Origin of the sequence: Sphingomonas albertensis, assembly GCF_014358075.1 — a bacterium.
GTDB lineage: Bacteria > Pseudomonadota > Alphaproteobacteria > Sphingomonadales > Sphingomonadaceae > Sphingomonas > Sphingomonas albertensis.
Genome location: NZ_JACONT010000001.1, coordinates 285,265 through 297,284, shown reverse-complemented (window position 1 = coordinate 297,284; position 12,020 = coordinate 285,265). Strand labels below are relative to the sequence as shown.

The window sequence follows — 12,020 nt, the reverse complement described above, 5'->3', positions numbered from 1 at the left end:
CCTCCCTTTCAGGGAGGGGGGCAAGAAGAACGTCAGTCGCCCGCGGGGATCCGCGCGAGCGCTTCCTGCTCGATCTTCTCCAGCTCGTCGCGGGTCTGGACGATCGCCTCGCGTTGCGCATCCAGCAGGTCGATCCGCTGGCGACAGCGTTCCGCCAGCGCGCGCATCTGCTCCACATGTTGCGGGTCGGCGTCGTAGAGGTCGAGGAACTCCTCGATGTCGCGCAACGTGAACCCAAGCCGCTTGCCGCGCAAAATCAACTGCATCCGCGCGACTTCGCGCCGCGTGTAGACCCGTGTCGTGCCGATCCGGCAGGGCTCGATCAGCCCCTTGTCCTCGTAGAATCGGAGCGTCCGCGCGCTCACGCCGAGCATGCGCGAGACCTCCTGTATGCCGGTCAGATCGTCCTGTCGGTCGTTCACGAATCCACTCCCCTCGCCTCCGCCGCTGCGGCCTTTGCGGCCTCTTCTGCGACAAGTTCCTTTTTGGATAGCTTGCCGATCAGCGTCTTGGGGAGACTGTCGCGGATTTCGACCTCGCGGGGAAGCTCGATCTTGCTGATCTTGTCGCGGAGAAAATCGCGCAGTTCTAGCGGGGTAGCCACCGCCCCTTCCGCCAGCACGACGAACGCCTTGGGGGCCTGACCGCGGTATTTGTCGGGCACGCCGATGACGACCGCTTCGAATACGGCGGGGTGTTCGTACAGCGCTTCCTCGATCACGCGCGGATACACGTTGTAGCCGCCAGCGAGGATAAGGTCCTTGATCCGGTCGACGATGAACAGATAGCCGTCCGCGTCGAGGTGCCCCACATCGCCGGTGCGCAGCGCGCCATCCGCGAACAGCTCAGCGGTCGCGGCGGGCTTGTGCCAATAGCCTTGCGTGATCTGCGGACCGCGCGCGCAGATCTCGCCATTCTCGCCGACCGGGAGCAGCCGGGTCGGGTCCTCGCGGTCGCGGATCTCGATCGTCGTGCCGGGGAACGGCAAACCCGCCGAGCCCGGCTTGTTGAGGCCGTCGATCGGATTGCAAGTTATGATCGGCGAGGCCTCGGACAGGCCGTAACCCTCGACGAGCTTGGCGCCGGTCGCCGTCTCGAACGCCACACGGACCTCGGCGGGGAGCGGTGCGCCGCCCGAGATGCAGGCGTGGATCGAGGACAGGTCGATCTTCTGCGTCTCCGCCGCGGTGGTGATCGCGGCGTAGATCGTCGGCACCGCGGGGAAGTAGCTCGGCTTGGTCCGGTCGATCGTCTTGAGCAATTGCTGCAACTCGAAGCGCGGCAGCAGGATCATCTCCGCGCCGGTGCGGATCGAATAGGTCAGCACGGTGGTCAGCGCGAAGACGTGGAACATCGGCAACGCGCCGAGCACGCGGTCCTGATGCGGCTGCTCGCCGCCGACGAACGTCACCATCGCATCGGCGTTGGCGACGAGATTGGCGTGGCTGAGCATCGCCGCCTTGGGCTCGCCGGTCGTGCCGCCGGTATATTGCAGCACCGCGACTTCATTCGGGGACACCGCGACCGGCGTAGGTGCGCCTTTCGCCTTCAGCAGCGCACCGAAGGTGAAATGGCGCGCGTCGCTCGGGGCATGGCCGATCTCGGCGCGCTTGAAGAGGCGGTAGGCGATCGACTTCAGCGTCGGCAGCGCACCGGCGATCGGGCAGGTGATGACGTGCTTCACGCCCATCTGCCCGGCGACCTTGAGGACGCGCGCGTGGATCTCGGCGATGTCGCAGGTGGCGATGATCGTCGCGCCCGAATCCTCGAGCAGATGCGCCAGCTCGCGCTCGACATAGAGCGGGTTGACGTTGACGACGATCCCGCCGGCCTTGAGGATCGCGAAGAACAGGATCGGGTAATAGGGCGTGTTCGGCAGGCAGAGCGCCACGCGCGTGCCCTTCACGACGCCGAGATCCTGAAGCCCGCGGGCGGCCCGATCGACCTGCTCGCCGAGCGCGGCATAGGTCAGCGTCCGGCCCATGAAGTCGAGGACGTTGCGCGATCCGAACCGGCGGACGGACGTGTCGACTATGTCGCCCAGCAGCCGTGGCTCGCCCTGCAACGGCACACCGATCGCTTTGCCCCCGGAACTATCCTGCATCTCGCTCTCCATAAGATGGTGTGCGTAAGCCATATTGTCGGCCGCTTCACCTTGACGTAAAGGTGAGGTATCGCACCTTAAGGGTAACCCGCAAGCGTTAACCGGGTCGACCGCAATATGAGAGGATCATCGTGACCAACGTCGTCATCGCCGGGTACGCCCGTTCGCCGTTCCACCTCGCCGGCAAGGGCGAACTCGCCCGCGTCCGTCCGGACGATCTCGCCGCGCAGACGATTCGCGGGTTGCTCGACAAGACCGGCGTCGATCCGGCCGAGATCGAGGACATCATCCTCGGCTGCGCGTTCCCCGAGGGCGAACAGGGCCTGAACGTCGCCAAGCTGATCGCGCAGATCGCCGACCTGCCGATCTCCGTCGGCGGGATGACGGTCAACCGGTTCTGCGGTTCGTCGATGAGCGCGATCCACATCGCCTACGGCCAGATCGCGGTCGGCGCGGGCGAGGCGTTCATCTGCGCGGGCCTCGAATCGATGAGCCGCGTGCCGATGGGGGGCTACAACCCCCTCCCCAACCCCGCGCTCGCGAAGAAGAGCGCCGGCGCGTACATGGGCATGGGCGAGACCGCCGAGAACGTCGCGCGGCAGTACCAGATCACGCGCGCGGAGCAGGATGCGTTCGCGGTCAAGAGCCAGGACAAGGCCGCCGCGGCGCGCGCGGATGGCCGCTTGTCGGACGAGATCGTGACGATCCAGACCAAGGCGGGCCCGGTCAGCCAAGACGGCACGATCCGCGCCGGCACGACGACCGAAGCGCTCGCCGGCCTGAAGCCCGCGTTCAGTGCGGAGGGGTCTGTGACCGCGGGCACGTCTTCGCCGCTGACGGATGGTGCGTCCGCGGTGCTGGTGACCTCGGAGGCGTTCGCTAAGAAGCACGGGCTGACGATCCTCGCGCGGATCAAGTCGATCGGCGTGTCGGGTTGCGCGCCCGAGACGATGGGGCTTGGCCCGATCGGCGCGTCGAAGAAGGCGCTGGAGCGTGCCGGGATCACCGTCGCCGACCTCGACGTGGTCGAGATCAACGAGGCGTTCGCGAGCCAGGCGATCGCCTGCATCCGCGACCTCGGGCTGAAAGACGAGACGATCAACCTCGATGGCGGTGCGATCGCAATCGGTCATCCGCTCGGCGCGACCGGCGCGCGGATCGTCGGCAAGGCGGCTGCGCTGCTGTCGCGCGAGGGTGGCCGCTACGCGCTGGCGACCCAGTGCATCGGCGGCGGTCAGGGCATCGCGACGGTGCTGGAGCGTGCATGATGGTCGATGCTGTGAAGAAGGTCTGCGTCATCGGCGCTGGCGTGATGGGCGCAGGTATCGCGGCTCAGGTCGCGAACGCTGGCATCCCGGTGCTGCTGCTCGACATCGTTCCTCGCGAGGGTGACGATCGAGACGCAGTGGCCAAGGGCGCGGTCGCGAAAATGCTCAAGACCGACCCCGCTCCCTTCATGTCGAAGCGTGCGGCCAAGCTGGTCGAGACGGGCAACATCGACGATCATCTCGATCGCGTCGCCGAGTGCGACTGGATCGTCGAGGCGATCGTCGAACGGCTCGACATCAAGCAGGCGCTGTACGCCAAGCTCGAAGCGCTAAAGCGTCCGGGTACCGCGGTGTCCTCGAACACCTCGACGATCCCGCTCGGCAATCTCGTCGAGGGGCGCTCGGACCAGTTCAAGGCCGACTTCCTGATCACGCACTTCTTCAACCCGCCCCGCTACATGCGGCTGGTCGAGATCGTTCGTGGCGAGCACACCGATGTTGCGGTCGCGGAGAAGGTCGAGGATTTCGTCGATCGCTTCATGGGCAAGCGGATCGTCCGGGCGAAGGATACGCCGGGCTTCATCGCCAACCGGATCGGCACCTACTGGCTGGCGATCGCGATCAACGCGGCGATGGACCAGGGGCTGACCGTCGAGGAGGCCGACCAGATCGGTGGACGTCCGATGGGCGTGCCGAAGACCGGGATCTTCGGGCTGGTCGATCTCGTCGGTGTCGACCTGATGCCGTTGCTGTCGAAGAGTCTGTCCTCGACGCTGCCGGCTGGCGACCCGTATTTCGATACGGTGCGCGAGTTGCCGTTGGTCGACAAGATGATCGCGGACGGGTTCACCGGCCGCAAGGGCAAGGGTGGCTTCTACCGCTTCGACAAGGCGACGCGCACGAAGCTGTCGCTCGACCTCGCGACCGGCGAGTACCGCCACGAGGCGAAGCCCGCGGACCTCCCCGGCAAGACCGGCAAGGACCTCGCCGCGCTGATCGCGGAACCGGGCAAGATCGGCACCTATGCGTGGTCGATCCTTGGCAACACGCTGTCCTATGCGGCGATGCTCGTCGGTGAAGCGGCGGACGATGTCGTCGCGATCGATGACGCGATGAAGCTCGGGTATAACTGGAAGTACGGACCGTTCGAACTGATCGACCGGATGGGGCCGGGTGTGCTCGCCGCGCGCCTCGCTGCCGAAGGTCGCGACGTTCCTGCGATCCTGACGACCGCGGGCGATCGACCGTTCTACCGCGTCGAAAACGGGCAGCGTCAGTATCTCACGGCTGGCGGCGAGTATGCTGACGTGCCGCGTGCGGATGGCGTCGAGTTGCTGGAGGACATCAAGCTCCGCTCACAGCCCATCCTCCAGAACCTGTCCGCCTCGCTCTGGGATGTCGGTGACGGCGTCGCGGCGCTCGAATTCCATACCAAGATGAACGCGCTCGACGATCAGGTCGTGGCGTTGATCAACGAGGCGATCCCGGTCGTGCGCGACCGCTTCAAGGCGCTGGTGGTGTATAACGAAGCGTCGAACTTCTCGGCTGGTGCGAATCTCGGCGCGGCGATGTTCGCGGTCGGGGCGGGCCTTTGGGACATGGTCGAGGCCAGCGTCGCAGACGGGCAGCAGGCGTACAAGGCGCTCAAATACGCGCCCTTCCCGGTCGTCAGTGCCCCCGCCGGGCTCGCGCTCGGCGGCGGGTGCGAGATCCTGCTACATTCGGACGCGGTGCAGGCGCATGCCGAGACCTATGCGGGGCTCGTCGAGTGCGGCGTCGGTCTCGTCCCCGGCTGGGGCGGCAATGGCGAGATGCTCGACCGTTGGACCAAGTCGGGCATGGTGCCGAAGGGCCCAATGCCGGTGTTGACCAAGGTGTTCCAGAGCATCTCGACCGCGGTCGTCGCCAAGTCGGCGGCGGAGGCGAAGGAGATGATGATCCTGCGCAAGGACGACGGCATCACCATGAACCGCGACCGTCTGTTGGCGGACGCAAAGGCCAAGGCGCTGTCGCTGGTCGAAGGCTATGTCGCGCCAGAGAAGCCGACCTTCCGGCTGGCGGGTGCGAGTGGCCGGACGGGCCTCAACATGGCCGTGGCGGACTTCCAGAAGAAGGGGATGGCGACCGACTACGACCTCGTCGTCGCGGATCGCCTAGCTGAGGTGCTGACCGGCGGCGAGGCCGATCTGGTCGACACCGTGACCGAGGACCAGTTGCTCGATCTGGAGCGCGCGGCGTTCATGGCGAGCGTGAAGGATCCGCGGACGCAAGCGCGGGTGGTTCACATGCTGCAGACGGGTAAGCCATTGCGGAACTGACCTCCGTCATCCCCGCGCAGACGGGGACCCATACTGGCAGATGGTGCGTCTCTATCGCAACCTCGGCCCATATGGATTCCCGCCTCCGCGGGAATGACGGCGCGTGCCGCATGAACACTTTTTCACCCCCTGGAATCAGTAAGAAGGCTTGACTTGTCTTCGTACAATTCTAGGCGGGACCGATAGCTGCCGTATACGGCAACAGGGTCGCGGTAACGTCGACGGCCTGACGAGACATTCGGTGACCGCACGCATGCGGCACCACCAACGACACTAGGAGAGGATAGAAGATGTCCCTGTTGATTATCGGTGCTTTGCTCGCGGGCGCTTCGGCCACACCCGACACCGTGATCGGTCGCTGGAAGACCGAGACGCACAACGCCATCGTCGAGATCGCCCGCTGCGGCCCGTCGATCTGCGGCAAGATCCTCACCTCCGACGCACTCCGCGCTAATTCTTCGATGAAGGACGCAAACAATTCCAACACCGCGCTCCGCAACCGGCCGATCCAGGGCATGCAGATGCTGAGCGGGTTCAAGCCCGACAAGGACGGCGTATGGAGCAGTGGTCAGGTCTACAATGCCGAGGACGGCAAGACCTATAGCGGCAAGATCACGCCCGTCGGCGCGAACCAGTTGAAGCTGCGCGGCTGCGTGTTCTTCCCGCTCTGCAAGACGCAGACCTGGACGCGCGTGCGCTGAGGCGCCGCGCTTCGTCTTCGATACCTCCCGCCTAAATCAGTATAGCTTTCAGGATCTTGTCCATGACTCTGCGTACCAAAGCCCCGCTTCTCGCGGTTTCTGCGCTCGTGTCCGCCTTCGGCTTCGCCAGCACCGCCTATGCCGACGCCTTCTATCTCCAGGCGCAGTCCGCACGCGGCGCGGGCCGTGCGTTCTCGGGCGAGGCCGCTGACACCGGCGCGGCGTCCTTGTGGTGGAACCCGGCCGCCATCGCCGGCATCCGCGACGGCAGCGCGACGCTTGCCGCGACCGCGATTTTGCCCAAGGGCGACGTCGTCGATACCGGCACGCGGATCTGCCGCCCGGGCCAGCCCTGCACGGGGATCAGCGGCCAGTCGAACTCGCGCGACCCGATCAACAAGGGCATCGTGCCGTCGGGTGCGGTCGCCTATCCGCTGAACGACCGGATCGCCGTCGGTCTCGCGGTGACGTCGCCGTTCAGCTTCACGACCAATTACGACTCGGACAGCTGGGCACGCTACAGCGCCGACAAGACGCGGCTGCGGACGATCGACATCCAGCCGTCGATCGGCGTCGTGGTGACCGACTGGCTACGCGTGGGTGGTGCGCTGAACGTCGAATATACCGACGCCAGCTTGAGCAACGCGCTGCCCAACCTGTCCGCGGCGCTGCCCGATGGACAGCAGGAACTGAAGGGCGACGGCTGGGACTTCGGCTGGACCGCGGGCGTACAGCTCCACAACGACTTCGCGACGGTCGGCATCAGCTACAAGTCGAGCATCCGGCACAACCTGAAGGGCGACCTGACGGTCAGCGGCCTCGTCGGTCCGCTGGCGTCGTCGAACATGACCGTGTCCGGTGCGAAGGCCGCGTTCAACACGCCGGGCCAAGTGATCGTCGCAGGGCGGTTCCGCGGGACCGACAAGCTGACGCTGAACGCGCAGGTGGTCGCCTACAACTGGAGCAAGTTCGACACGATCGATCTCGGCGCACCGCTGAACACCGCGATCCCGGAGAACTACATGGACAGCTGGAGCCTGGCGGGTGGCCTGGACTATGACGTCACGCCGAAGCTGACCGTACGGGCAGGCCTGCAGCGGACCAAGTCGCCGACGCAGGACGGCGAGCGCGACGCGCGCGTGCCCGACGCCGATCGCTGGACTTATGCCGCCGGTGGCTCGTACCAGCTGTCGCCGCACATCGTGCTCGACGCCGCCGCGCAATATGTCGACTTCGAAAATACGACGATCGACCGCGTCACGGCAGCGTATGTCGGTACGGCCGCGCAGACGAACATCCTGACCTCGGGCGCGCTGCGTAATGCGTCGGCGGTGGTGCTGTCGCTCGGCGGCCGGGTGAGCTTCTAAAAGCTTTACGATCCTCCCCCGCAAGGGGGAGGTGGCGCGAAGCGACGGAGGGGGAGGATACGGAACCGACGTGTCGCCTACCTCCCCCTCCGACTGGCAAGTGCCAGCCACCTCCCCCTGGCGGGGAAGGATTTCTACACTTCGACCAACCTCAGGCCCTCGGCATAGACGCGCTGCTTGCCCGCGTAGGCTTCGGCCGACATCTTCAGGCCGGCAATCGCTTCGGGGGATAATTGTCGCACGGCCTTGGCGGGCGAACCGACGATCAGGCTGCCGGCCGGGAAGATCTTCCCCTCCGTCACCAGCGCGTTCGCACCGATCAGGCAATTCTCCCCGATCACCGCGTTGTTAAGGATCGTCGCTCCCATCCCGACCAGCACGTTGTTACCGATCGTGCAGCCGTGGAGGATCGCGTGATGGCCGATCGTGCAGCCTTCGCCGATGGTCAGCGGCGCGCCTGGATCGGAGTGCAGCATCGCACCCTCCTGGATATTGGTCCGTGCACCGACGACGATCGGCGTGTTGTCCGCGCGGATCACCGCGCCAAACCAGACGCTGGCGCCCTCCCCTAGTCGCGCGTCGCCGATTACGTCTGCGGACGGCGCAACCCAGACGTCGTCGGCCAGCGTCGGTCGTTTACCCTCGATCGCGTAGAGCGGCATCAGGTGGCATCCCTCTCTTTTGCCCGCGCGCGGAAGGCATGGAGCAGCGGCTCGGTATAGCCGCTCGGCTGCGTGAGACCATCGAACACGAGCGCCCGAGCGGCCTGGAACGCGAGGCTGTCGTCCTCATGTCCCGCCATCGGCCGGTACAGCGGATCGCCCGCATTCTGCGCATCGACCTTCGCCGCCATCCGCCGCAGCGCCGCATCCGCCTCGTCGGGCGTGGCGATGCCGTGGAGCAGCCAGTTCGCCATGTGCTGCGAACTGATCCGGAGCGTCGCGCGATCCTCCATCAGACCGATGTCGTGGATGTCGGGCACCTTCGAACAGCCGACGCCCTGGTCGACCCAGCGCACGACATAGCCGAGGATACCCTGTGCGTTGTTCTCCAGTTCCTCGCGAACTTCGTCGGGCTGCCAGTTGTGCCCGGTCGCGACCGGGATCGTCAGCAGCGCATCGAGCGAGGCGACGGGCTCGGCCTTGCGCTCCGCCTGCCGCGCGAACACGTCGACGCGGTGGTAGTGCGTCGCGTGCAGCGTGGCCGCGGTCGGCGACGGCACCCAGGCGGTATTCGCACCGGTCATCGGATGCGCGATCTTCTGCCCGAGCATGTCCGCCATCCGGTCGGGTGCGGCCCACATGCCCTTGCCGATCTGCGCCTTGCCGCTGAGCCCGCAGGCGAGCCCGATCTGGACGTTGCGATCCTCATACGCCTTGATCCACGACGAGGACTTCATGTCGCCCTTTCGGATCATCGGCCCGGCGCGCATCGAGGTGTGCATCTCGTCGCCGGTGCGATCGAGGAAACCGGTGTTGATGAACACGACCCGGTCCTTCACCGCGGCGATGCACGCGGCGAGATTGGCGGAGGTCCGCCGCTCCTCGTCCATCACGCCGACCTTTATCGTGTGGCGCGTGAGGCCGAGCAGGTCCTCGATCGCGTCGAACAAACGATTGGTGAACGCGGCCTCATCGGGACCGTGCATCTTCGGCTTGACGATGTAGATCGAGCCCGCGCGACTGTTGCGGATCGGGCCGGTGCTCTTGAGGTCGTGCAAGCCGATCAGCGACGTGACGATGCCGTCGAGGATACCTTCGGGCGCCTCTTTGCCGTCGGCGAGCAGGATTGCGGGAGTCGTCATAAGGTGACCGACGTTGCGGACGAACATGAGGCTGCGGCCGGGGAGCGTGAACGCGCTGCCATTGGGGGCGGTATACTGCCTGTCGGGTTCGAGCGACCGCGTGACCGTGCGGCCGCCCTTGTCGAAACTGGCGGTCAGGTCGCCCTTCATCAGCCCGAGCCAATTGGCGTAAGCGGCGACCTTGTCCTCCGCGTCGACTGCGGCGATCGAGTCCTCGAGATCGGCGATCGTGCTGAGCGCGGATTCGAGCACGACGTCGGCGAGGGTTGCAGGGTCGTCGCGGCCGATCGGATGCTGAGGATCTATCACGAGTTCGATGTGCAGGCCGTTGTGACGCAACAGGATATTGTCGCCTGCGTGCCCGGCAAGCTGGCTGGGATCGGCAAGCTCGGGCGTACCACCGGTCCAGACGCTCCATGATCCGTTAGCTAACGGCACCGCATCGTCAAGGAAGGCCTTCGCCCAGGCAATCACCTGCGCACCTCGGGAGGCGTCATACCCCTTGCCCGACGCCTCGCCGGGAATCGCATCGGTCCCGTAGAGCGCGTCGTACAGGCTCCCCCAGCGCGCGTTCGCGGCGTTCAGCAGGAAGCGCCCGTTGAGGATCGGCACCACCAGCTGCGCGCCCGCGAGCGAGGCGACCTCCGGGTCGACATTAGTCGGCGCGACTGCGAACGGCGCAGGCTCGTCGACCAGATAGCCGATCTCGCGCAGGAACGCTTGGTACTCGGGCTGGTCGATCGGCTTGCCGGCGCGGGCTTCGTGCCACGCATCGATCTTCGCCTGTAGGTCGTCGCGAACCGCCAGCAGTGCGGAATTCTCAGGCGCGAACCTGGCGTAGATATCGGACACGCCTTGCCAGAACGCCGCAGCATCGAGCCCCGTACCCGGCAGCGCCTGCGTCTCGATGAAGTCCATCAGCGATGCGGCGATCTTCAGACCCGCCCGATTCTGATAGGTGTCGATCATCTCGGCCATGCTGCTCTCCTATACTTTGATGGCACGATAGACGCCCGCCACCTTCGCCACTAGACACTATAAACCGAAAGCTGTTGATCGCCTGGAGAACGAATGGATCCTGACATCGTCCTCTTCGCCGAGGTCGTCCGCACCGCCAGCCTCAGCGCGGCCGGGCGATCGCTGGGCATCTCGCCGGCCATGGTTTCGAAACGGATCGCTCGGCTGGAAGCGCGGCTCGGCGTGCGGTTGCTCAATCGGACGACGCGGCGGCTAGACCTCACCGCTCGCGGCGCGGCGTATTACCGCGACATGGTGGAGATCCTCGCCGCTATCCGCGATGCCGAGGCGCGCGTGTCGGACCGCGCCGAGACGCCCGCCGGACCACTCCGGGTCAGCGCACCGACCTCGTTCGGGCGTCTCCACATCGCGCCGCACCTGAAGCCGTTCCTCGATGCGCACCCTGCGATCGAACTCGACCTCGATCTGTCCGACGGCTTCTCCGACGTCATCGGCGACCGTCTCGACCTTGCTATCCGGATCGCGCCTGCGGTGCCGCCGAGCCTCACGGGTTATCGTCTGGCCGACAGCCGCCGCGTTCTCTGCGCCGCCCCAAGCTACATCGCGCCAAACGACGCAGCCGACCTTACGAAACACCGCCTACTTGCAGCAAAGGGCCAGATGCCGTGGCGGCTGACTGGACCAGACGGCGACGTCACGATCGACCGCCCGAGCTACGTCGCGACCAATTCCAGTGAGGTCGTGCGCGAACTGACGCTGGCGGGTGTCGGCATCGCACTGCGCTCGCTTTGGGACGTCAGCGCGGATCTCGCGAGCGGCCGCCTCGTCCGCGTATTACCGAAGTTGGCGGGGTCTGCGGACGTTGGGATCTACGCGGTACATGCACGCGGGGCGGTGTCATCGGGGACCACCGCGCTGCTCGATTACCTGCACGGTCTCTGGTCCCCGATACCGCCGTGGGACTCCTGAACCAAGTCGATCGTCACTGCGTCGATCCTTCGCAACATCGCGACGAACTGCTCGACCTCTGCGCCTGAGAATCCGGCGAAGATCCGGCGTTCCAGATCGAGCGCTTTGGGCGCGACCGAGGCGTAGAGCGTGTGGCCGTCGTCGGTCAGCCTCAGCAGGTGCGAGCGGCGATCTTCCGAGTTCGCATGCCGCTGCATCAGCCCACGTTCGACAAGGGCGATCGCCGCGCGGCTGACGGTCACCTTGTCCATCCGGGTCTGCTGGCCGATCTGCTGCTGCGTAATCCCGCCTGCCTCGGCTACCACGGTCACTAGCCGCCACTCCGGAATCGTCAGGCCGAATAGCGCCTCATATGTGTCTGCCACCGCCTCGCTGACGAGGTTCGACGTGATCGACAGGCGATACGGGATGAAATCGTCCAGGACGAGTGCGCGGTCAGCCATAGCGAAATCGTAACGATTGACACCAGTTGTTCAACCCGCCAGATTGGTAACAACGGATACCAACTGTC

General features: G+C 65.7%; 10 protein-coding genes. 5 read left to right on the top strand and 5 right to left on the bottom strand.

All coding sequences use genetic code 11. The annotated features are described in order from the left end of the window. Positions 1 to 32 precede the first annotated feature (32 nt). On the bottom strand, positions 33 to 422 hold the full coding sequence (locus H8S47_RS01240) for a MerR family transcriptional regulator (protein WP_093397577.1): 390 nt from the start codon (positions 420 to 422) through the stop codon (positions 33 to 35). Next, positions 419 to 2,104 (bottom strand): long-chain-fatty-acid--CoA ligase, encoded by a 1,686-nt coding sequence (locus H8S47_RS01235; RefSeq protein WP_187502102.1) that lies wholly within the window; start codon positions 2,102 to 2,104, stop codon positions 419 to 421. Before H8S47_RS01235 ends, H8S47_RS01240 begins: the two co-directional genes overlap by 4 nt. A gap of 131 nt (positions 2,105 to 2,235) precedes the next feature. On the opposite strand from H8S47_RS01235, the gene H8S47_RS01230 reads away from it, so the two are divergent. The 4 genes from H8S47_RS01230 to H8S47_RS01215 all read left to right on the top strand — a co-directional run bounded on the left by H8S47_RS01230 (position 2,236) and on the right by H8S47_RS01215 (position 7,758). After that, positions 2,236 to 3,372: a thiolase family protein gene (locus H8S47_RS01230; protein WP_187502101.1), complete on the top strand. Its 1,137-nt coding sequence runs from the start codon at positions 2,236 to 2,238 to the stop codon at positions 3,370 to 3,372. Next, on the top strand, positions 3,372 to 5,690 hold the full coding sequence (locus H8S47_RS01225; RefSeq protein WP_187502133.1) for a 3-hydroxyacyl-CoA dehydrogenase/enoyl-CoA hydratase family protein: 2,319 nt from the start codon (positions 3,372 to 3,374) through the stop codon (positions 5,688 to 5,690). Before H8S47_RS01230 ends, H8S47_RS01225 begins: the two co-directional genes overlap by 1 nt. Before the next feature lie 290 nt (positions 5,691 to 5,980). After that, positions 5,981 to 6,391, top strand: a complete 411-nt coding sequence (locus tag H8S47_RS01220) for a DUF2147 domain-containing protein (RefSeq protein WP_187502100.1) — start codon at positions 5,981 to 5,983, stop codon at positions 6,389 to 6,391. Between the two features lie 62 nt (positions 6,392 to 6,453). After that, positions 6,454 to 7,758 carry an OmpP1/FadL family transporter gene (locus H8S47_RS01215; RefSeq protein ID WP_187502099.1) on the top strand — a complete coding sequence of 435 codons (1,305 nt, stop codon included), beginning with the start codon at positions 6,454 to 6,456 and terminating at the stop codon, positions 7,756 to 7,758. A gap of 134 nt (positions 7,759 to 7,892) precedes the next feature. On the opposite strand, the gene H8S47_RS01210 is transcribed toward H8S47_RS01215, so the two are convergent. Together H8S47_RS01210 and H8S47_RS01205 are read right to left on the bottom strand one after the other, a co-directional pair. After that, on the bottom strand, positions 7,893 to 8,420 hold the full coding sequence (locus H8S47_RS01210; RefSeq protein ID WP_187502098.1) for a gamma carbonic anhydrase family protein: 528 nt from the start codon (positions 8,418 to 8,420) through the stop codon (positions 7,893 to 7,895). Continuing rightward, a complete protein-coding gene (locus H8S47_RS01205) occupies positions 8,420 to 10,540 on the bottom strand; it encodes a malate synthase G (RefSeq protein ID WP_187502097.1) in 2,121 nt (706 codons plus the stop codon). Before H8S47_RS01205 ends, H8S47_RS01210 begins: the two co-directional genes overlap by 1 nt. A gap of 93 nt (positions 10,541 to 10,633) precedes the next feature. On the opposite strand from H8S47_RS01205, the gene H8S47_RS01200 reads away from it, so the two are divergent. Beyond that, a complete protein-coding gene (locus tag H8S47_RS01200; RefSeq protein ID WP_187502096.1) occupies positions 10,634 to 11,509 on the top strand; it encodes a LysR family transcriptional regulator in 876 nt (291 codons plus the stop codon). Here H8S47_RS01200 and H8S47_RS01195 read toward each other — a convergent pair. Further along, positions 11,464 to 11,952: a MarR family winged helix-turn-helix transcriptional regulator gene (locus tag H8S47_RS01195; protein ID WP_187502095.1), complete on the bottom strand. Its 489-nt coding sequence runs from the start codon at positions 11,950 to 11,952 to the stop codon at positions 11,464 to 11,466. The two genes, H8S47_RS01200 and H8S47_RS01195, sit on opposite strands and share 46 nt — an antisense overlap. Between the last annotated feature and the right edge of the window lie 68 nt (positions 11,953 to 12,020).

Excerpts from the sequence above, each read along its gene's own strand:
- H8S47_RS01210 (WP_187502098.1), bottom strand. The coding sequence starts at position 8,420 with ATGCCGCTCTACGCGATCGAGGGTAAACGACCGACGCTGGCCGACGAC.
- H8S47_RS01205 (WP_187502097.1), bottom strand. The coding sequence starts at position 10,540 with ATGGCCGAGATGATCGACACCTATCAGAATCGGGCGGGTCTGAAGATC.
- H8S47_RS01200 (WP_187502096.1), top strand. The coding sequence starts at position 10,634 with ATGGATCCTGACATCGTCCTCTTCGCCGAGGTCGTCCGCACCGCCAGC.
- H8S47_RS01195 (WP_187502095.1), bottom strand. The coding sequence starts at position 11,952 with ATGGCTGACCGCGCACTCGTCCTGGACGATTTCATCCCGTATCGCCTG.
- H8S47_RS01225 (WP_187502133.1), top strand. The coding sequence starts at position 3,372 with ATGGTCGATGCTGTGAAGAAGGTCTGCGTCATCGGCGCTGGCGTGATG.
- H8S47_RS01235 (WP_187502102.1), bottom strand. The coding sequence starts at position 2,104 with ATGCAGGATAGTTCCGGGGGCAAAGCGATCGGTGTGCCGTTGCAGGGC.
- H8S47_RS01215 (WP_187502099.1), top strand. The coding sequence starts at position 6,454 with ATGACTCTGCGTACCAAAGCCCCGCTTCTCGCGGTTTCTGCGCTCGTG.
- H8S47_RS01220 (WP_187502100.1), top strand. The coding sequence starts at position 5,981 with ATGTCCCTGTTGATTATCGGTGCTTTGCTCGCGGGCGCTTCGGCCACA.